The organism is Desulfarculus baarsii DSM 2075 (assembly GCF_000143965.1).
GTDB classification, from domain to species: domain Bacteria; phylum Desulfobacterota; class Desulfarculia; order Desulfarculales; family Desulfarculaceae; genus Desulfarculus; species Desulfarculus baarsii.
Map to the genome: position 1 here is coordinate 988,456 of NC_014365.1, position 19,988 is coordinate 1,008,443.

Here is a 19,988-nt window from a genome sequence, read left to right on the forward strand (position 1 = left end):
GCAAGCCTTCCCTTTGGCTACGAATAGGCCCGTTCGCCGTGTTCGCTGAGGTCCAGACCAACTTCCTCGGCCTTGTCGGAGACCCGCAGGCCCATCACCGCGCCCAGAATCTTGCACAGCACGAAGGTGACCACGAAGACGTAGCCGATGGTCACCACCACCGAGATGAACTGGATCCAGAGCTGGGCCGGGTTGCCGTAGAACAGGCCCGTGCCCGCGCCGATCTCGGGCGAGGCGAACAGGCCCGTGGCCAACGCGCCCCAGGTGCCGGCCATGCCGTGGCAGGCCCAGACGTCGAGGGACTCGTCGAAGCCGATCTTGTGACGCAGGCGCATGGCGTAGTAGCTGACCGGGGCGGCCACCGCGCCGATGATCAGCGCCGCGCCGGGGGTGACAAAGCCGGCGGCCGGGGTGATGGCCACCAGGCCCACCACCGCGCCGGTGGCGATGCCCAGCACCGAGGGCTTGCCGTCCTTCCAGGCCAGCAGCATCCAGACCAGGGCGGCGGCGGCGGCGGCGGTGTTGGTGGTGACAAAGGCGTTGGCCGCCGCGCCGTTGGCCCCCAGGGCGCTGCCGGCGTTGAAGCCGAACCAGCCCACCCACAGCAGGGCCGCGCCCAGCACGGTGTAGGGGATGTTGTGGGGCTCCATGAGCACGCCGGGGTAGCCCTTGCGCGGGCCGATGGCCAGGGCGAAGGCCAGGGCGCTGAAGCCGGCGGCGATATGCACCACCGTGCCGCCGGCGAAGTCCAGCGCGCCCAGGGCCATGATCCAGCCGCCGCCGCCCCAGACCCAGTGGCACAGCGGGTCGTAGACGATGGTGGCCCAGATCAGGCTGAAGACCAGGAAGGTGCTGAACTTGATGCGATCGACAAAAGCGCCGGTGATCAAGGCCGGGGTGATGATGGCGAACATCATCTGGAAGGCGGCGAAGATCAGGTGGGGGATGGTCTGGCCCGCCAGGGGCGCGCCGGTCACGCCGCTGAAGCCCAGATAGTTGAGTCCGCCGATCAGGCCCATGCCGCCCACGTCATCGCCGAAGGCCAGGGAGTAGCCGAACAACACCCACTGCACGCTGATCAACCCGACCATGATGAAGCTGAGGTTGAGGGTGGAGAGGATGTTCTTTTTGCGCACCATGCCTCCATAAAAGAAGCCCAGCGCGGGGGTCATCAACAGCACCAAGGCCGAGCTGACCAGGATCCATGCGGTGTCGCCCGCATTGATGGCGTTTTCCATTGGTTTCGTCCTCCTGCTTTGTTATCCGGGGCGGCTGTGCCAGCTTGTTTTGATGCCGTTCCCGGGGGCTTGCCGTAGGCAAAGCAACTCTGGTGCCAAGCAAGACTACAATGGTTTTAGTTGTTTGATATCAGCGTGTTATCCTATAGTCTGGCAAAATTGGTGATTTGGCGCGCGCGGCAAAAACTACATTTTTGTAGATTGTCGGACGTCAACCTACGCAGCGGTGGCGCTGGGCGGCGCGGCGCGGTGACGCCGCCTTGACCTGGGCCGGCCGGGCCTGTATAACACGCTAGTTTCTCCACCGGCGGGCCGCCGGACAACTGTGGCCCGGGAAAGGGAAAAGCGGTGAGCGTCCAGGCGGTCAGGGGCATGAAGGACGTCATGGCCCCGGAAGTGGGCAAGTGGCAATTCATCGAGGCCACGGCGCGCCGGGTGTTCGATTGCTTCGGCTTCGACGAGATCAAGACGCCGGTGCTGGAAAAGACCGAGCTTTTCGTGCGCTCCATCGGCGAGACCACCGACATCGTCGAAAAAGAGATGTACACCTTCGCCGACCGCGGCGGCGACATGCTCAGCCTGCGGCCCGAGGCCACGGCCGGGGTGTTGCGGGCCTATGTCGAAAACAAGCTTCACGCCCAGCCGGGGCCGCACCGCTTGTTCACCATCGGCCCGATGTTCCGCCGCGAGCGGCCGCAAAAGGGCCGCCTGCGCCAGTTTCATCAGCTCAACTGCGAGGTGCTGGGCGACGAGGGCCCCCTGGTCGACGCCGAGCTGCTGGTCATGCTCGACCATCTGCTCAAGGAGCTTGGCCTGCGAAACGTCGAGATCGTGCTCAACTCGCTGGGCTGCCCCGAGTGCCGGCCGGCCTTCCGCCAGGCGCTGAGCGCGTTTTTGCGCGGGCGCGCGGGCGAACTCTGCCCGGACTGCCAGCGCCGCCTGGAGCGCAACCCCTTGCGCGTGCTGGACTGCAAGGCCGAGGGCTGCCGCCAGGCCGCCCAGGGCGCGCCGAGCATCGCCGAGCATCTCTGCCCGGCCTGCGCCGATCATTTGGCCCAGGTGCGCGGCATGTTGGCGGCGGCGGGTGTACAATATAAAATTGACCCGAAATTGGTGCGGGGCCTGGATTATTATGTCCGCACCACCTTCGAGGCCCTGGCCGGCGATCTGGGCGCGCAGAACGCCGTGGCCGGCGGCGGGCGTTACGATGGGCTGATCCAGGCCCTGGGCGGCCCGGCCGAGGGCGGCGTGGGCTTTGGCTGCGGCTTGGAGCGCCTGGCCTTGTTGCTGGCCGATGATCCCCGCTGGCGGCGCGAGCCCGCGTTGTTCGTGGCCGCCCTGGGGGCGGGGCCGCGGGCCTGGGCCTTCGAGCTGACGCAACGACTGCGCCGGGCCGGCCTGCGCGTCGAGATGATGAGCCAGGACAAGAGCCTCAAGGCCCAGATGCGCCGGGCCGACAAGCTGGGCGCGCGGCGGGCGTTGATCGTCGGCGAGCAGGAGCTGGCCGACGGCGTGGCCCAACTCAAGGACATGGCCGCCGCGGGCCGGCAGGAGCCGTTGCCGCTGGATGGGGCCTTCGAGGCGCTGCGAAAATTGATCTGACCGACCCGGGCGGCGGGCGTCGCCAGGGTTTTTTGCCTTTGCGGGGAGCGAACCAAGGTGTCCCAACGATTCATCACCGACCTCAAACGGACCCACACCTGCGGCCAGTTGACCGCCGCCGACGTGGGCAAGCAAGTGGTGCTCATGGGCTGGTGTCAGCGCCGGCGCGATCACGGCGGGTTGATCTTCGTCGACCTGCGCGATCGCGATGGCCTGACCCAAGTTGTGTTCAACCCCGAGGTCAGCGGCGGCTCGCACAGCCTGGCCCACGCCATCCGCAACGAATACTGCCTGGCCCTGCAAGGCAAGGTCGATCTGCGGCCGGAAGGCATGCAAAACGACAAGCTCGGCACCGGCGCGGTCGAGGTCTACGTCAGTGACTTCGAGATATTGAACGCCTCCAAGACCCCGCCGTTCATGCTCGAGGACTGGATCGACGTGGGCGAGGCCGTGCGCCTGAAGTATCGTTACCTGGATCTGCGCCGCCAAGTCGTCTTTCGCAACCTTAAACTGCGCCACCAGGCGGCCCAGGCCGCGCGGGGCTATCTGAACGACCAGGGTTTCCTGGAGGTCGAGACGCCCTTCCTGACCAAGAGCACCCCCGAGGGCGCCCGCGACTATCTGGTGCCCAGCCGGGTGCAGCGGGGCCGGTTCTACGCCTTGCCCCAGTCGCCGCAGTTGTTCAAACAATTGCTGATGGTCGGCGGGGTCGAGCGCTATTATCAGATCGTCAAGTGCTTCCGCGACGAAGACCTGCGCGCCGATCGCCAGCCCGAGTTCACCCAGGTGGACCTGGAGATGAGCTTTGTCGACGAAAACGACGTGATGGACTTGACCGAGGGGCTGGTTGGGGCCATTCTGAAAGCGACGCGCGGCGTGGAGTTGGGGCCGGTGCCCCGCCTGAGCTACGCCCAGGCCATGGAGCGCTTCGGGCTCGACGCCCCGGACATCCGCTTCGGCCTGGAGCTGACCGACCTGGGCGAGCTGATGCAAAAGACCCAGTTCAAGGTCTTTCGCGGGGCCATCGACGGTGGCGGGGTGGTCAAGGCCATCAACGGCAAGGGCATGGGCGGCCTGTCGCGCAAGGATCTGGACGACCTGACCGCCTTTGTGGCCGATTATGGCGCCAAGGGCCTGGCCTGGGTCAAGCTCAAGGACGGCGGCCAGTGGCAGTCGCCCATCGCCAAGTTCATCGAGCCCGAGGTGCAGGCGGCCATCAATGAGCGCATGGCCGCCGAGGATGGCGATATTTTGTTCTTCGGCGCCGACAAAAAACCGGTGGTGAGCGAGTCGCTGGGCCGGCTGCGCCTGGAGCTTTCGCGGCGTTTCCAGCTCACCTCGCCCGATGATCTGCGCTTTTGCTGGGTCACCGATTTCCCGATGTTCGAGTACGACCCCCAGGAAAAACGCTATAACGCCATGCATCACCCATTCACCTCGCCCAAATCGGAATTCGAGGATAAAATGGGTAGTGACCCCGAGGCCTGTCTGGCCCGGGCCTACGACCTGGTGCTCAACGGCTCGGAGGTGGGCGGCGGTTCGATCCGTATCCACAGGCCCGAGACCCAGGCCAAGGTGTTTGGGGCGCTGAATATCGACGACGAGCAGGCGCGGGAGAAATTCGGCTTTTTGCTGGACGCGCTGGCCTTTGGCGCGCCGCCCCACGGCGGTTTGGCCCTTGGCTTCGACCGTTTGGTGGCCATTTTGGCCGGGCAGGGCTCGATCCGCGAGGTCATCGCCTTCCCCAAAACGCAGAAGGCCTCCTGCCCGATGACCGACGCGCCCTCGACGGTGGACAGGAACCAACTGCTGGAGTTGGGCCTGCGGGTGGAGAAAATCGACTGAGTTCCGAGCTCAAAAATAGTTATGTTACCAAATTCCGATTGCAAATCGGTTGACAGAAATTTTTGGGCGTGTCTACAATTACCTCAGACGCCGTAGCAGGCGATTGAGGAGAGCAATCGCAGCCCCAGACCTTACCGGTTTGGCCTGCGTCTTTGCGCCAAAACCTTTATGTGGAGTAAGGAGGAAAAGGGTGATGAAGAAGGTTCTGGTTAAGTTCCTGCCCTTGGTAGTGGCTGTGATTGCCTTGGGTATGCTCAGCGGCTGCGCCTCGATTTGCGGCGTGGAGCCCGAGGCCCCCGCGCCCCCCCCGGTGAAGAAATTTGAGGGAGTTCCCGCGCCCGTGACCGACAAACCGGCCCCGGCCCCCGAACTGCCCACCACCTACACCGTGGAGAAGTGCGACGACTTGTGGAGCATCAGCGCCAAACCCCAGATCTACGGCGACGCGTTGCTGTGGCCTCTGCTGGTTGACGCCAACTCCGACAAGATCAAGAACCCCAACAAGCTGTCGGTGGGCATGGTGCTTAGCATCCCCCGCGACGTGAGCGACGCCGACAAGACCGCCGCCCGCGCCAAGGCCGCCAAGTTCCCGAAATACGTGCCGCCGGCGGGCGCCAAGCGGTACTGCCCCCCCAAGTGAGACAAGATATAGGCGCTTAAGCCTGAACTTGGGTTGAGTTTGGTCATGAAGGGCGAGGAGATGCGCTAGCGTGTCTTCTCGCCCTTTTTTTTCGCGGCCCGCGGGCCTCCGACCCGTGGGGAAGTGAACTGGTCAGGCAAGTTTGCGGGCTTTGCCCTTGACAACCCCGCCCACCTCGTTTTATCCTTCGGGGGCTAACGAAAGAAACAACCGTGACTTTTTCGAGAGCGGCCCGCGGGGCGGGCGCGCCTTGGGAGGAAATAAATTGGCTGAAGTCAGAGCGCCCATGGGTGGCAAGGTTATCAAGATCGCGGTCAAGGTCGGCGACAAGATCAACGCCGACGACGAAGTAGTGGTGCTCGAGGCCATGAAGATGGAAATGCCCATCCTCTCCGAGGAGGGCGGCACTGTCGCCGAGATCAAGATCGAGGCCGGTCAGACCGTCGAGGCCGATCAGGTGCTGATCGTCTTGAGCTGATTCAACACCCCCATGGGGTTGGCAACAGACCGCAGGCATTTCCGGGGCCGATTTCTGCCGATCACCCCGAGGTGCTCTGCGGTCTTGTTTTTCGATCTCCGAGGGAGGCTCGCCTTCGGAGACGGCACCGGCAAATACGGAGGAGGCACAGGTGACGAACTCAGAGGCCCCTACCACCAAAAGCAAGCTGGAAGAGCTGGAGCGCCGTAATCAAGAGGCGCTTTTGGGCGGTGGCGAGGAACGCATCAAGGCGCAGCACGCCAAAGGCAAACTCACCGCCCGCGAGCGGATCGACCAACTGCTCGACGAGGGCACGTTCCAGGAGTTCGACCGCTTCGTGGTGCACCGCTGCCACGATTTCGACATGGACAAGCAGAAGATCCCCGGCGATGGCGTGGTCACCGGCTTCGGCAAGATCGACGGCCGGCCGGTGTTCCTGTTCAGCCAGGACTTCACGGTCTTTGGCGGCTCGCTTTCCGGCCCGTTTGGCGAAAAGGTCTGCAAGATCATGGACCTGGCCGTCAAGGCCGGCGCGCCGGTCATCGGCCTCAACGACTCGGGCGGCGCGCGCATCCAGGAGGGCGTGGTCTCGCTGGCCTCCTATGGCGAGATCTTCCGGCGCAACGTGCTCAGCTCGGGCGTGGTGCCCCAGATCAGCGCCATCATGGGCCCCTGCGCCGGCGGCGCGGTCTATTCGCCGGCCATCACCGACTTTATTTTCATGGTCGATCAGAACAGCTACATGCACATCACCGGCCCCCAGGTGATCAAGACCGTCACCGGCGAGGACGTCACCAGCGAGACCGTCGGCGGGGCCAAGGTGCACAACACCAAGAGCGGCGTGGCCCAGTTCATGGCCAAGGACGGCAAGGAATGCCTGGCCCAGGTGCGCCAATTGCTTAGCTATCTGCCATCAAACTGGGAACAGAAGCCGCCCTACCTGGCCACCGGTGATGACCCCCGCCGCACCTGCCCCGAACTCGACCAGATCATCCCCGACAACCCCAAGAGCCCCTACAACATGAAGCAGCTCATCAAGACGGTTGTCGACCAGGGCACGTTCTTCGAGGCGGCCAAGCACTGGGCCAAAAACATGATCACCGCCTTCGCCCGCATGGGCGGCAACGCGGTGGGCATCGTGGCCAACAACCCCATGCACATGGCCGGTTGCCTGGATATCGACGCCTCGCGCAAGTGCGCCCGCTTCGTGCGCTTTTGCGACGCCTTCAACATCCCGGTGGTCACCTTCGTCGACGTGCCGGGCTTTTTGCCGGGCGTGCAGCAGGAATACGGCGGCATCATCACCCACGGCTCCAAGGTGATCTACGCCTACTGCGAGGCCACCGTGCCTTTGATCACCATCATCACCCGCAAGGCCTACGGCGGCGCCTACGACGTCATGGGCTCCAAGCACCACGGCGCCGACGTCAACTTCGCCTTCCCCACCGCCGAGATCGCCGTGATGGGCCCCGAGGGCGCGGTCAACATCGTCTTCCGCAAGCAGCTAAACGACGCGACCGACAAGGCCGCCGCCTACGCCGAGTTGGTGGCCGACTATCGCAAAAACATCGCCAGCCCCTACCGCGCCGCCGAACTGGGCTACATCGACGAGATCATCATGCCCCACAGCACCCGGGCCAAGGTCATCCAGGCCCTGGAGGCGCTCAAGGGCAAGCGCACCTTCCGACCCGTGCGGCGTCACGGCAACGTGCCTCTATGACGGAGGGAAGCATGAGCGGACAAAATTTCGATGAAAGCCTGCGCAAATGGCAGGCCGGCGTGGACAAGCTCTTGGCCAAGCGCCCCGAGCGCAAGGCCGCCTTCCACACCATCAGCGGCCTGCCCATCGACCGGCTCTATCTGCCGGCCGCGCCCGACGACGATTACATGGAAAAGCTGGGCCTGCCCGGCGAATTCCCCTACACCCGCGGCGTTCAGCCGACGATGTATCGCGGCCAGCTCTGGACCATGCGCCAGTACGCCGGCTTCGCCACCGCCGCCGAGAGCAACAAGCGCTATCGCTATCTGCTGGGCCAAGGCCAGACCGGCCTCAGCGTGGCCTTCGACCTGCCCACCCAGATCGGCTACGACGCCGATCACGCCCTGGCCCACGGCGAGGTGGGCAAGGTCGGCGTGAGCATCAGCTCGCTCAAGGACATGGAAACCTTGTTTGACCAGATTCCCCTGGACAAGGTCTCCACCTCCATGACCATCAACTCGCCGGCGGCGGTGCTGCTGGCCATGTACATCGCCGTGGCCGAGAAGCAGGGCGTGGGCCCGGCCCAACTGCGCGGCACCATCCAGAACGACATCCTCAAGGAATACTCCAGCCGCGGCACCTACATCTTTCCGCCGCGGCCCAGCATGCGCATCATCACCGACATCTTCGCCTACTGCGCCTCCGACGTGCCCCAGTGGAACACCATCAGCATCAGCGGCTATCACATCCGCGAGGCCGGCTCCACCGCCGTGCAGGAGGTCGCCTTCACCTTGGCCAACGGCATGGCCTACGTCCAGGCGGCCATCGACGCCGGCCTGGACGTCGATGTCTTTGGCCCCAGGCTGAGCTTTTTCTTCAACGCCCACTCGGACTTTCTGGAGGAAGTGGCCAAGTACCGCGCCGCCCGCCGCCTGTGGGCCAAGATCATGCGCGAGCGCTTCGGGGCCAAGAATCCGCGCAGCCAGATGATCCGCTTCCACACCCAGACCGCCGGTTGCAGCCTGACGGCCAAGCAGCCCAAGAACAACATCATGCGCGTGGCCTTCCAGGCCATGAGCGCCGTGCTGGGCGGCACCCAGAGCCTGCACACCAACTCCATGGACGAGGCCCTGTGCCTGCCCACCCAGGAGTCGGTGACCATCGCCCTGCGCACCCAGCAGGTCATCGGCTACGAGACCGGCGTCACCGAGACCATCGACCCCCTGGCCGGCTCCTACTACGTCGAGGATCTTACCGACCGCATCGAGGCCCAGGCCGCCGAATACATCCGCCGCATCGACGAGATGGGCGGTTCGGTGTCGGCCATCGAGCAGGGTTTTATCCAGCGCGAGATCCAAGAGGCCGCCTACAAGTATCAAAAAGACATCGAGAGCGGCGAGCGGGTGGTGGTGGGCCAGAACAAGTTCGTCACCGACGAGGAGTTCGTGGGCGATCGGCTCAAGGTCGACCTGTCGGTGGGCCAGGCCCAGGCCCAGGCCCTGGCCGCGCTGCGCGCCGGCCGCGACAACGCCGCCGTGCAAGCGCGCCTGGCCGCACTCCAGGCCGCCGCCAAGGGCAGCGACAACCTGATGCCGCTGATTCTGGACGCGGTGCGCGTCTACGCCACCCTGGGCGAGATCTGCGACACCTTGCGCGGGGTTTTTGGCGAATACCAGGCCCCGATGACCATCTAAAGGAGGCTTTTCCATGCGCAAGATCAGAGTGCTGGCGGCCAAGCCCGGCCTGGACGGCCACGACCGGGGCATCAAGGTCATCGCCGCGGCCCTGCGCGACGCGGGCATGGAGGTGATCTACACCGGCCTGCGCCAAAGCCCCGAGCAGATCGTCAGCGCCGCCCTGCAGGAGGACGTGGACGTGGTGGGCCTTTCGGTGCTCAGCGGGGCCCACGACTATCTCTTTCCCAAGATCATGGAGCTGATGCGCCAAAAGGGCCTGGACGACGTGCTGGTCATCGGCGGCGGCATCATCCCCGAGGAAGACGTGCCGGCCATGAAGGCCGTGGGCGTCTCGGCCATCTTTGGGCCGGGGGCCAACACTGGCGACATCGTCAAGTTCATCCAAGAAAACGTCAAGCGCCGGCTCAACTGAGCGCCGGCCGGCAAGGCGAAACACCCGGCCGCCGGCCCCATGGCCAGCGGCCGGGTGTTGTTTGGTGGATCGATCCAAGCGCTGTTGACAAGGCGGCCCGGCGGCTGCTAACACCAAAAGGGGACGCGGCGGCCGGGGTTGCCGGCGGCGGAGGCAGGCGTTAATATTTAGGCATGGGCATGGTGTTTTTCCCCACGTTGCGAGCGGCCGTGACGCGAAGATTTTTTTGCACAATCTGGCTTGTTCTGGCGCTGACGTTGGCTTGGCCGACGCCGGGCCGGGCCGAGGGGGCCAACGCCTACCTGATGGGCGGGCCGCTGTCGGCCGAGCCCGCGCCGATCATCGACCGCGAGGCGGGCGTCTCGCCGCGGGCCTATGGCCTGGATGGGGCCGACTATCTGCTGGGCCAGTGGCGCGACGTGCGGCAAAGCGGCGACGAGGCCGCCGCCCGTTGGCTGGGCCAAAGCTTTGGTCGGTTCATGGACCGCTGGGGCCACGCGCCGGCCGATGGTTCGGCCCTGGCCGGGCTGGCGCCGCCTGGCTGGTCGCCGCCGCTGAAGCCGCCGGCCGATCTGGGTGCAAGCGAGCCGCCCGGCCTGACCCTGGACGAGCGGCCAACTGGCGGACAAGAGACCCTGCAATCATCCAGCCACCTGGTCTGGAGCGCCCACGGCCTGGGCCGATCGAGCCAGGGCTCCGGCGCGGCGCCTCGCTGGCCCGGTTTCGCGCCCAGCGACTGGCTGGCCAAGATCGGCGCGCGAGGCGACGACGACCAGGCCGCGCTTTATTTTCAGGAGCTCGACGGCGATCTGCTGGCCGGCGAGGCGGCTCGCGGCGGCGTGGTGGCCCTGGAGTATCGCCTGGGCGGCCATTTCAGCCTGGCCGGCGGGGCCGGAGCGCTACAGGGCTTTGGCCGGCCTGGGGCCGGTCACGGCCTGCTGCTCGATGACGAGTTGCGCCGGGCCTACTTCCTGGCCGCGCCCTACCGCGTGGGCGAGGGCCTGTTGGTCCAGCCCGAGCTGAGCCTGACCCAGGGCGGGCCCAGCGCCGCGCCCAGCCAGCGCGTCGAGGACGACTGGCTGCTGGGCGTCAACGTCCAGTTCGACTTTTAGCCGGCCACCAGCGCCATGCCCCGGGCCAGGGCCCGGCGGTTGGCCGCCATCTTGTCGGGCGGGAAAAATTCGCCCAAGGCCTGGGCGACCAGCTCGACGTCCACCGGCAACAGCCCCGTGCCCAACAACCCACCCAGCATGATCACATTGGCCAGGATCGGCGCGCCCAGCGCGATGGCCTCGTCGGTGGCGGCCAGCCAGTGCAGGCGGCCCGACAGCTCGCCCAGCGCCTGGCGCAGTTCGTCCAGGGGCGGGTATTTTTGTTCGCCGCTGATGACGTTGATGGGCAGCAGCGGCCGGTTGTTGGTCAGCACCAGCACCTGGGGATTGCCGAAATCGGGCAACACGCGCAGCGCCTCCAGCGGCTCCAGGCTGACCACCGCGTGGGCCCCGTTGGCCGGGATCACCGGGCCCATGACCTGGCCCGTGGTCACCCGCACCTGGCTCATCACCGCGCCGCCGCGCTGGCTCAGGCCGTACGTCTCGCCCACCGTGACCTGATAGCCCGCCTCGACCAAGGCCATGCCCAGGGCCTGGCTGGCCAGCACGTTGCCCTGGCCGCCCACGCCGGTGATGACGATATCGAGCGGTTCGAATCTCAGCGCCTTCACGCCGCGGCCTCCTTTCGGCTTTGGTCCTTGAGCTCGGCCTTGATGGCCCCGGCCGGGCAGATCTGGGCGCAGACCCCACAGCCGGCGCAGACGACCTCATCGATGCGCGCCTTGCCGGCGGCCTCGTCGAAGATCAGCCCCGGGCAGCGGAAAACCCGCGAACAGAACCGGTTGCAACCACACTCCTCGCCCCGGCAGACGCTTTGATCGACGCTCATCACGTAGGGATGGCCGCCGCGTTTGTTCTGCACCAGCGCGCAGGCGCGGCGCAGGATCAGCGCCCGCGCGCCGCCTTTGTCCAGCAGGGCGTCGTAGATGGTCTGTTGGGTGGCGGCCAGGTCGTAGGGATCGGTGATCCGATAGGGCACGCCAAGGCCATCGAGCACCGACTCCAGGCTGATCTGGCCGCCGGGCCGGCCGGTGGCCGTCTGGCCGGTGGCCGGGTGGGGCTGGAAGCCGGTCATGGCCGTGGCCGCGTTGTCGAGGATGCACAGCAGAAAATCCGCGCCGTTCCAGCGGGCGTTGATCAGCCCCGGCAGGCCCGAGTGGAAAAACGTGCTGTCGCCGACCACCGTCAGCACCGGTTGATCAAAGCCCTGGGGCCCAAGCTGGCCCAGGCCCGAGCCCACGCCCAGGCCCGAACCCATGCAGTGCACCGAGTTGACCCGGCGATAGCCCGTTGACAGCGCGCCCAGGGTGTAGCAGCCGATGTCGCCGCTGACCAGGCCGTCGCGGCCGTCGGCGGCCAGGACTTGCTTGATCGACCAGAACGAGGCGCGGTGGGGGCAGCCGGGGCAGAAGCCGAACTCGCGGGGCGGGACCAGCCGGGCGGCGGCCTGGCGGGCGCGCTCCAGATAATCCGGCGCCACCGTGGGCGTGGCGAGATCCAGAATGCGGCCCACGGCCTGGGCCAGGCGGCCGGGGCTCAACTCGCCGATCATCGGCGTATGTCCGCTGGCCTTGCCAAAAAAGCGCTTTGGCCCCAGCTCCGCGGCGTGGCGGGCGTAGAGGGCCATGACCTGGTCCTCGATGATGGGGTCGATCTCCTCGGCGAAAAGCACCGCCGGGCTGGCGGCCAGACGTTCGAGCAGCAGCGCTTCGGGCAGGGGCCAGGTTCCGCCCAGTTTTTGCAGGCCGACGCGGTCTTCCAGGCCCATGGCCTGGCGGGCCTCGCTGGCGTAGAGCCACGAACTGCCCGAGGCGATGATCACCAGCTCCGGACGGGCCGGGCCGTCATAGGGGTTGAAGGGGCTTTCGGCCATGATCTGGCCGGCCTTGGCCAGTTTATCTAGCATTATCTGATGTTTGGGCATCACGGGCATGGTTATGAAGTTTTGGCCGGTCCGCCAATGGGGCGCGCGTTTCTGGCCGGGCAGGGGGCCGGGGGCCACGTTGCCCCTGGTGTGGCTGAGGCGGCTGAGCGAGCGGAAAACGACGATGTTTTGGATGGCCTCGGAAAGCTCGAAGGCGAATTTGATCATGCGGCGGCATTCGTCGGGCGTGGAGGGCTCCAGCAGGGGCAGGCAAGCCAGACGGGCGATGAAGCGGGCGTCCTGCTCGTTGGTGGAGGAAATGCCCGAGGGGTCGTCGGCGGTGATCAGCACCAGGCCGCCGGTCCCGACGCCGCTGATGGTCAGATTGCAGATGAAATCCTGGGCCACGTTGACGCCGTTTTGCTTCATCGAGGCCATGGCCCGCAGGCCGCAGAAGCTGGCCGCGGCGGCCGACTCCAGGGCCACTTTTTCGTTGGTGGACCATTCGGCGTGGATGCCGGCGCTTTGGGCCGAATCGGCCAGACACTGCAATATTTCGCTGCTGGGGTTGCCGGGATAGGCGGCGGCGAACTGCACGCCGGCCTCCAGCGCGCCACGGGCGATGGCCTCGTTGCCCTGCAAGAGCACGGTCTGGCCGGCGGCCAGTTTGGTCAGATCAGGCATTGTCGCGCTCCTTCCAGGCGGCCAGGCCGCGGGCGCGCTTGGCCCGGGCCGCGCCGGCCAGGGGGGCCAGATCGGCTTCGGTCAGTTGCTCCAACTCCAGGACGCCCCTGGCCCTGGCCAGTTCGACAAGCTCCAGGCCGGCCGGGGTGCGGGCCAGGACGGTGTTCCAGCCGGGACGGCCCTCCACCGCGCCCACCGCGACATCGGCCAACTCGGCGGTGAGGTCCGGGCAGAGGCCGCAGCCCTTCAGCACGGCCTGATGCACTTGTTCGAGGGGAATTTCGGCCATGCCGGCGGCGTTGGTCACCTGAAAGACGCCGGCCGGCGGCGGTGGGAAGTCGGCCCGCAACACGGGCTGGGCCACGCCGGCTTGCTCCAGCAGGGCGCGCAGGCCCCTGGCCGAGAGGTTGAGCGTGCAGAAAAGGCCGATGACCAGCTTGAGCCGGCTGGCGGCCTGGGGATAGCCGGGATGGGCGCTCATGCTGGCGGCGGCCAGGGCCTGGCAGGGCAGGGCCACCACGGCCAGGGGGTGGCTGGCCGTCTCGGCCAGGGCCTGGTTGAGCGCCGAGAGGCCCGCGCCGGCGGCGTAACGTGAGCCGGCGGCGGCCAGAACCTGGTCGCGCCGACGCACGCGGACACCCTGGGGCGCACCGCGCTGGTCGGCCTTGGTGACGACGGCCTCACCCACCACGCCCTCGTCCAGGGCCAGGCCCAGCAGGGCGCTGACCACGCCGCCGTATTGGGCCGTCCGCCGCGTGGATTCATCGGCGGCGCGGCCGGCAAAGGCCGCCAGCAGCGGGCCCAGCGGTTCGTCGGCGTTTTGGCCCCTGGCCGCGTGCAGGGCGCGGCGTTTGGCCGGCTGGCCTGGGGCGATCGCCTGGGGGCACAGATCGTGACATCGCCCGCCGATCAGGCCGCAGGCGTCGGGAGCGGCCACGCGGCCGTCGAGGAAGATCAGGTGGGGGCAAAGGCCGACGCAGGCCCCGCAGGCCACGCACAGGCCGGCGTCCTGCACCTGGGCGCGCAGCATCTCCAGCGACGGCTGGGGCGAGGGGGCGGCGGGATCATTTGGCATGGCAAGCTCCAGTTTGGCTTCGTTCCGCTACTGGATAGCAGGGCGTGGGCCAAAAATCAACGGCCCTTTTGCCGGAGTTTGCCCTTGCCAATACTGGGCGTTGCTTTATAATATCCCGTGACGGCCGAAAGGGCCGCGGGCTATTGGTGTGCCATTGGCGGGGAGCGATCCTTGGCTGCGCGATCGATGGCTCGGAGTCGAGCGGGTGTAACTCAGCTGGTAGAGTACGAGCTTCCCAAGCTTGAAGTCGCGGGTTCGATCCCCGTCGCCCGCTCCAATTTTACTTCCCGGTTGTTACCCCGGCCAGGGTGCGGAGGTTTTTCCCCCGCGAGAGCCCGAGGGCCGGCGTGTCCCTTTTCGAGGGGGCATTCTGGCGACGCCCCCCGTCGCCGGCTGCCAGCTTCGGATTGTGGACTAGACCCGATCTGGCCGACTATCCGGTCCACCGTGATGTGCGGACAGGTTCGCAAAGGCCGCGGTCCCTCTTTTGAGTCTGTGAATGGGGAAGGCCGCTCCTCTGCCGGGGGCTATCGGGCCCACTGGGGGAGAGGTCTATGGCCGCCACCGATGCGAACGCCCGCGACGAGCTTGGTCGACGCCTGATGGAGTTGATCGAACCCGTCGTGCGCTCCGAGGGCCTGGTGCTGGTGGAGTTGCAGTGGCGGCCCGAGAACGCCGGGCAGGTGCTGCGGCTCTTTGTCGACCGGCCCGCCGGCGGCGTCACGCTCGACGATTGCAGCCTGATCAGCCGCCAGGTGTCCGACCTGCTGGACGTGGAAGACCCCATCGGCGGGGCTTATCGCCTGGAGGTCAGTTCTCCGGGGCTGGAGCGTCGCTTGAAGTCGGCCAGGGAGTACGTTATTTTCGCGGGCAGGATGGCCAAGCTGGTCATCCGCGACGACGGCGAGAAGAGCGGTAACCGGGTGCTGCACGGCAGGCTGTTGGGCCTGCAGGGCGACGACGTCTTGATCGAAATCGACGGCCGCCCCACGGCCACGCCGCTTGCTCAGGTGGTCAAGGCCAACCTGATGGTGGAATAAGAACGGGAGCTTCGCATGAGCGAACTGAGAAGGATGATCGACCACGTCGCCAGGGAGAAGGGTCTCGACCGCGAGATCCTGATCAGCACCCTGGAGGAGGCCATGCAATCGGCCGCCCGGCGCAAGTTGGGCTCCAAGGTCGAGGTGGACGTGGCCTACAACGACGAGATCGGCGAGGTCGAGGTCTTCGAGTTCAAGGAGGTGGTCGAGGAGCTGACCGATCCCGACACCCAGATCGGCTTCGAGGACGCCCGCAGGCTCGACCCCGACTGCGAACTCGGCGACGAACTGGGCATCAAGGTCGAGACCGCCGACTTCGGACGCATCGCCGCCCAGAGCGCCAAGCAGGTGATCATCCAGCGGATGAAGGACGCCGAGCGCGACATCATCTTCGAGGATTTCAAAGACCGCAAGGGCGAGATCATCAACGGCATCGTCCAGCGCTTCGACAAGGGCTCCATCGTGGTCAACCTGGGCCGCACCGAGGCCATTTTGCTGGCCCGCGAGCAGGTGCCCCGCGAGGGTTACCGCCCCGGCGACCGCGTCCGGGCCTACGTGCTCGACGTCAAGCGCGTCTCGCGCGGGCCGCAGATCATCCTCTCGCGCACCCATCCCGGCTTTGTCGAGGCGCTTTTCGAGTTGGAGGTGCCCGAGATCGCCGAGGGCATCGTGACCATCGAGGGCGTGGCCCGCGAGGCCGGCAGCCGCACCAAGCTGGGCGTCAGCTCCAGCGACCGCGACGTGGACCCGGTGGGCGCCTGCGTGGGCATGAAGGGTTCGCGGGTGCAGGCGGTGGTGCAGGAGCTGCGCGGCGAAAAGATCGACATCATCGCCTACGACTCCGACCCGGCCCGTTACGTGGTCAACGCCCTGGCCCCGGCCGAGATCAGCCGCGTGGTCGTGGATGAATCCAACAACACCATGGAAGTGATCGTGGCCGACGAGATGCTCTCGCTGGCCATCGGTCGCCGCGGGCAAAACGTGCGCCTGGCCAGCAAACTGACCGGCTGGAAGATCGACGTCAAGAGCGAGTCCAAGTACAGTGAGAGCCTGCGTGACGGCTATCGTTCGCTGCTGGACGTCGTCGGCGTCAGCGATATCGGCGCCGACACCCTGTTCCAGGCCGGCTACGCCTCGGCCGACGCCCTGGCCTACGCCAACGCCGCCGACCTGGCCGCCTTGCCGGGCATCGACGACGAACGGGCCCAACGCCTGATCGACGACGCCAGGGACTATATCCAGCGTCGTCGCCAGGCCAGCGACGCGGCCAGGGCCGGCGGCCAGGCCCAACGCGAGGCTCCGGTCGCCCCGGCGGCCGACGAGTAGACCGTGACCGAACGCGGCCGCGGTGCACCGGAGCGCACCTGCGTGGCCTGCAAAAAACGCGCGCCCCAGGAGGAACTGCTGCGCCTGGCCCTGCGCGGGGCCGAGGTGGAGCCCGATCCGAAGCGCGCCTTGCCCGGCAGGGGAGCTTATATCTGCCGCCGGGCCGAATGCGTCGAGCGCCTGGCCCGTATGGGCCGCCGGCGCGACGGCGTCTTCAAGAAACCGGTCCAGGAGCAAGCCTGGACCAAATTGTTGAGCCGGCTCAGGCGACAATTCGCCCCGGCTCCGTGACACCTCGGGAGTTTTTGATTTTCTTATGCGGGTTTTCGAGCTGGCCAAAGACCTTGGGATGGACCAAAAGGATCTGCTGCGGCACCTTTTGGACATGGGCATCGCCGTGAGCAACAACATGAGCGTGCTTTCGCCCGAGGATATGCAGATGGTGCGCGAACGAGTCGGCGGCGAGCGCTCCAACGTGGTGGAGGAAAAGCGCGTGACCACGCGGGTGATCCGTCGTCGGCGCAAAAAGACGGCCCACGGCGACGATGGCGAGGCCGACGGCCTCGACGCCGCCGATGACGCCGATGTCGAGGCCGACGACTCCGAGCTCGAACCGCCCGCGCCCGCCAAGCCCGTTGTCGAGCCGCGACCCGCGCCGTCAACAGCCGCGCGCATCGTGGCCCCGGCCCCGGCCCCGCCCACGCCCGAACCCACGCCCGAACCCGAGCCGCCGGCGGTCCGGGAAGCCGCGTCGGCTTCCGTGGCCGAGACGACAACTCAACCCGAACCGCAGCCCAAGGTCGTCCAGGAGAAGCCCGAGGTGGTCGCCGTTTCCCAAGCACAGCCCGAGCCCGAACCGGCTCCGGCCCCGACGTCAGCCCAGACCCCGGCCCCGGCCACCCAGCCCCGGCCGTCCGAACCACAGGCCTCCGAGCCCAAGCCCGGCGCCGCCCGCATAATTTCGCGGCCCAAACCCGAGCCGCCCAGGGAAGAGCCCCGTCAGGCCCCGCGGCCCGAGCCCAGGGCCGAGACGCGGCCTGACGGCGACGGCGAGGCGCGGCCCGATGGGCGTCGCGAGGTCCGGCCGGGTCAAAAGAAGGAAATAAAGGTCGAGGCCCGCGAAAAGCCCAAGAAAAAGCGGCGTTTCGAGGACGAGCCGGCGCGGATCATCAGCCGGCCCAGCCCCCAGGCCCCGCCGCCGCCGCCTTCCAGCGCGCCCAGCTATCAGCGGCCCGAGCCCAGGGGGCCTCGCCCGCCCTATCGCCCGCCGGCGGACGGGCCGGCGCCCGGTGGCGACATGTCGCCGCCGCCGCCCAAGACCGATCAGCCCCGGCGGCGCAAGAAATCGCGCAAGGGCCCGGCCACGGCCGAGGAAGAGGCCCTGGCCAACAAGCTGGGTGTCGGCCGCCGCAAGCAGGTGCTCGATAAGGCCGACCTTTACGACGCCAAGCGGCGCGGCAAGGGGGCCAAGGGCGGCAAGAAGGGCAAGAAAACCGAAGTGACCACGCCCAAGGCCATCAAACGGCGGGTCAAGGTCGGCGAAAGCATCGCCCTGGGTGAACTGGCCAAGCGCATGGGCATCAAGGCCACCGAGGTGGTGGCCAAGCTGTTGCGCGCGGGCATGATGGTCACCGTCAACCAGACCCTCGATATCGAGGACGCCATTTTGGTGGCCGCCGAGTTCGGCTTCGAGATCGACCGGGTGGGTTTCGAGGAGGAAGACCTCCTGGAGCGCGTGGTCGATCAGCCCGACGACCTGCGGCCCCGGCCGCCGGTGGTGACGATCATGGGCCACGTCGACCACGGCAAGACTTCGCTTTTGGACCGCATTCGCAAGTCCAACGTGGTCGACGGCGAGGCCGGCGGCATCACCCAGCACGTGGGCGCCTATGACGTGCGCCTGCCCGAGGGCGGCCGGGTCGTCTTCGTCGACACGCCCGGCCACGAGGCCTTCACCCAGATGCGCGCCCGCGGGGCCCAGGTCACCGACGTGGTGGTGCTGGTGGTGGCCGCCGACGACGGCGTGATGCAGCAGACCATCGAGGCCATCAACCACTCCAAGGCCGCCGGCGTGCCCATCGTGGTGGCCGTCAACAAGATCGACAAGCCCGGGGCCGACATCGAGCGCGTGCGCCGCGAACTGGCCGATCGGGGCCTGGTCTCCGAGGAGTGGGGCGGCGACACCATCTTCGCCTACGTCAGCGCCAAGACCGGCGAGGGCGTCGACAACCTGCTGGAGCTTCTGGGCCTGCAGACCGAGATCCTCGAGCTCAAGGCCAATCCCGGCAAGTCGGCCCTGGGCCGCATCATCGAGGCGCGCCTGGACAAGGGCCGCGGCGCGGTGGCCACGGTGTTGGTGCAGGAAGGCACGCTGAAAAACGGCGACAACTTCGTCTGCGGCGTGCATGCCGGCAAGGTGCGGGCCATGTTCGACGATCTGGGCCGCCGGGTCGACGAGGCCGGGCCCTCCATCCCCGTGGAGGTGCAGGGCTTCACCGGCGTGCCCGAGGCCGGCGACGAGTTCGCGGTGGTCGAAAGCGACAAGTCGGCCAAGCGCATCGCCGAGCATCGCCAGATGAAAAAGCGCGAATCCGAACTGGCCTCCATCCGCAAGCTGAGCCTGGAGAACATCCTCGACCAGCTCAAGGAAGGCGCGGTGCAGGAATTGGCCCTGGTGGTCAAGGCCGACGTGCAGGGTTCGGTGGAGGCGTTGGTCGAGTCGCTGGGCAAGCTGGGCAACGACCAGGTGCGCGTGCACGTGATCCATTCGGCCACCGGCGCCATCACCGAGACCGACGTCATGCTGGCCTCGGCCTCCAACGCCATCATCATCGGCTTCAACGTCCGGCCCCAGGGCAAGGTGGCCGAGATGGCCGAGGCCGAGCACGTGGAGATCCGCAACTACGACGTCATCTACCAGATGGTCGACGACATCAACAAGGCCCTCACCGGCATGCTGGCCCCCGAGTTCCACGAGGAGGTCATCGGCCGGGCCGAGGTGCGCGACACCTTCAGCGTGCCCAAGATCGGCACCATCGCCGGCTGCTCGGTGCAGAGCGGCAAGATCCACCGCGGGGCCCAGGCCCGCCTGCTGCGCGACGGCGTGGTGGTGGCCACGACCAAGATCTCGAGCCTGCGCCGCTTCAAGGAAGACGTCAAGGAAGTCGTCCAGGGCTTCGAGTGCGGCATCGGCCTGGAAAACTACGGCGACATCAAGGTCGGCGACGAGATCGAGGTCTTTGTCGTCCACGAGGTGGCCGCCACGCTGTAGGTCGG

16 protein-coding genes and 1 tRNA gene are annotated in these 19,988 nt (G+C 66.9%); 13 read left to right on the forward strand and 4 right to left on the reverse strand.

Annotated features, from left to right (window positions below):
- Positions 1–17: 17 nt before the first annotated feature.
- Positions 18–1,238 (reverse strand): ammonium transporter, encoded by a 1,221-nt coding sequence (locus DEBA_RS04395; RefSeq protein WP_013257700.1) that lies wholly within the window; start codon positions 1,236–1,238, stop codon positions 18–20.
- 348 nt (positions 1,239–1,586) lie between these two features.
- On the opposite strand from DEBA_RS04395, the gene hisS reads away from it, so the two are divergent.
- The 8 genes from hisS to DEBA_RS04435 all read left to right on the forward strand — a co-directional run bounded on the left by hisS (position 1,587) and on the right by DEBA_RS04435 (position 10,723).
- On the forward strand, positions 1,587–2,840 hold the full coding sequence (gene hisS / locus DEBA_RS04400; protein ID WP_013257701.1) for a histidine--tRNA ligase: 1,254 nt from the start codon (positions 1,587–1,589) through the stop codon (positions 2,838–2,840).
- Between the two features lie 57 nt (positions 2,841–2,897).
- Positions 2,898–4,685: an aspartate--tRNA ligase gene (gene aspS / locus DEBA_RS04405; protein WP_013257702.1), complete on the forward strand. Its 1,788-nt coding sequence runs from the start codon at positions 2,898–2,900 to the stop codon at positions 4,683–4,685.
- Between the two features lie 340 nt (positions 4,686–5,025).
- A complete protein-coding gene (locus DEBA_RS16805; RefSeq protein ID WP_148227780.1) occupies positions 5,026–5,325 on the forward strand; it encodes a LysM peptidoglycan-binding domain-containing protein in 300 nt (99 codons plus the stop codon).
- Between the two features lie 265 nt (positions 5,326–5,590).
- Positions 5,591–5,803 (forward strand): acetyl-CoA carboxylase biotin carboxyl carrier protein subunit, encoded by a 213-nt coding sequence (locus DEBA_RS04415; RefSeq protein WP_043813707.1) that lies wholly within the window; start codon positions 5,591–5,593, stop codon positions 5,801–5,803.
- A gap of 151 nt (positions 5,804–5,954) precedes the next feature.
- A complete protein-coding gene (locus DEBA_RS04420; RefSeq protein ID WP_013257705.1) occupies positions 5,955–7,523 on the forward strand; it encodes an acyl-CoA carboxylase subunit beta in 1,569 nt (522 codons plus the stop codon).
- Between the two features lie 11 nt (positions 7,524–7,534).
- Positions 7,535–9,196, forward strand: a complete 1,662-nt coding sequence (locus DEBA_RS04425) for an acyl-CoA mutase large subunit family protein (protein ID WP_013257706.1) — start codon at positions 7,535–7,537, stop codon at positions 9,194–9,196.
- 13 nt (positions 9,197–9,209) lie between these two features.
- Positions 9,210–9,611, forward strand: a complete 402-nt coding sequence (locus DEBA_RS04430; RefSeq protein WP_013257707.1) for a cobalamin B12-binding domain-containing protein — start codon at positions 9,210–9,212, stop codon at positions 9,609–9,611.
- A gap of 257 nt (positions 9,612–9,868) precedes the next feature.
- Positions 9,869–10,723: a hypothetical protein gene (locus tag DEBA_RS04435; protein WP_148227782.1), complete on the forward strand. Its 855-nt coding sequence runs from the start codon at positions 9,869–9,871 to the stop codon at positions 10,721–10,723.
- Here DEBA_RS04435 and DEBA_RS04440 read toward each other — a convergent pair.
- The 3 genes from DEBA_RS04440 to DEBA_RS04450 are packed head-to-tail and all read right to left on the reverse strand — an operon-like array spanning position 10,720 to position 14,346.
- The gene (locus DEBA_RS04440; RefSeq protein ID WP_013257709.1) at positions 10,720–11,334 is read right to left on the reverse strand and encodes a 2-oxoacid:acceptor oxidoreductase family protein; all 615 of its coding nucleotides are present in this window, start codon (positions 11,332–11,334) and stop codon (positions 10,720–10,722) included. The two genes, DEBA_RS04435 and DEBA_RS04440, sit on opposite strands and share 4 nt — an antisense overlap.
- Positions 11,331–13,271, reverse strand: coding sequence for a thiamine pyrophosphate-dependent enzyme (locus tag DEBA_RS04445; protein ID WP_013257710.1), 1,941 nt, complete (start codon positions 13,269–13,271; stop codon positions 11,331–11,333). Before DEBA_RS04445 ends, DEBA_RS04440 begins: the two co-directional genes overlap by 4 nt.
- Complete coding sequence (locus DEBA_RS04450; RefSeq protein WP_013257711.1) at positions 13,264–14,346, reverse strand: Coenzyme F420 hydrogenase/dehydrogenase, beta subunit C-terminal domain; 1,083 nt, start codon at positions 14,344–14,346, stop codon at positions 13,264–13,266. Before DEBA_RS04450 ends, DEBA_RS04445 begins: the two co-directional genes overlap by 8 nt.
- Positions 14,347–14,547: 201 nt before the next feature.
- Here DEBA_RS04450 and DEBA_RS04455 point away from each other — a divergent pair.
- The 5 genes from DEBA_RS04455 to infB all read left to right on the forward strand — a co-directional run bounded on the left by DEBA_RS04455 (position 14,548) and on the right by infB (position 19,983).
- A tRNA-Gly gene (locus DEBA_RS04455) sits at positions 14,548–14,623 on the forward strand.
- Between the two features lie 277 nt (positions 14,624–14,900).
- Positions 14,901–15,386, forward strand: a complete 486-nt coding sequence (locus DEBA_RS04460; protein ID WP_013257712.1) for a ribosome maturation factor RimP — start codon at positions 14,901–14,903, stop codon at positions 15,384–15,386.
- A gap of 15 nt (positions 15,387–15,401) precedes the next feature.
- Positions 15,402–16,712: a transcription termination factor NusA gene (gene nusA / locus DEBA_RS04465; protein ID WP_013257713.1), complete on the forward strand. Its 1,311-nt coding sequence runs from the start codon at positions 15,402–15,404 to the stop codon at positions 16,710–16,712.
- A gap of 3 nt (positions 16,713–16,715) precedes the next feature.
- Positions 16,716–17,003, forward strand: a complete 288-nt coding sequence (locus DEBA_RS04470; protein WP_013257714.1) for a YlxR family protein — start codon at positions 16,716–16,718, stop codon at positions 17,001–17,003.
- Positions 17,004–17,028: 25 nt separating this feature from the next.
- Positions 17,029–19,983, forward strand: coding sequence for a translation initiation factor IF-2 (gene infB, locus DEBA_RS04475; protein WP_013257715.1), 2,955 nt, complete (start codon positions 17,029–17,031; stop codon positions 19,981–19,983).
- Positions 19,984–19,988: the final 5 nt, after the last annotated feature.

Coding starts and splice junctions, on each gene's coding strand:
- DEBA_RS04395 (WP_013257700.1), bottom strand. CDS start 1,238: ATGGAAAACGCCATCAATGCGGGCGACACCGCATGGATCCTGGTCAGC.
- DEBA_RS04425 (WP_013257706.1), top strand. CDS start 7,535: ATGAGCGGACAAAATTTCGATGAAAGCCTGCGCAAATGGCAGGCCGGC.
- DEBA_RS04430 (WP_013257707.1), top strand. CDS start 9,210: ATGCGCAAGATCAGAGTGCTGGCGGCCAAGCCCGGCCTGGACGGCCAC.
- DEBA_RS04445 (WP_013257710.1), bottom strand. CDS start 13,271: ATGCCTGATCTGACCAAACTGGCCGCCGGCCAGACCGTGCTCTTGCAG.
- DEBA_RS04450 (WP_013257711.1), bottom strand. CDS start 14,346: ATGCCAAATGATCCCGCCGCCCCCTCGCCCCAGCCGTCGCTGGAGATG.
- DEBA_RS04460 (WP_013257712.1), top strand. CDS start 14,901: ATGGCCGCCACCGATGCGAACGCCCGCGACGAGCTTGGTCGACGCCTG.
- nusA (WP_013257713.1), top strand. CDS start 15,402: ATGAGCGAACTGAGAAGGATGATCGACCACGTCGCCAGGGAGAAGGGT.
- infB (WP_013257715.1), top strand. CDS start 17,029: ATGCGGGTTTTCGAGCTGGCCAAAGACCTTGGGATGGACCAAAAGGAT.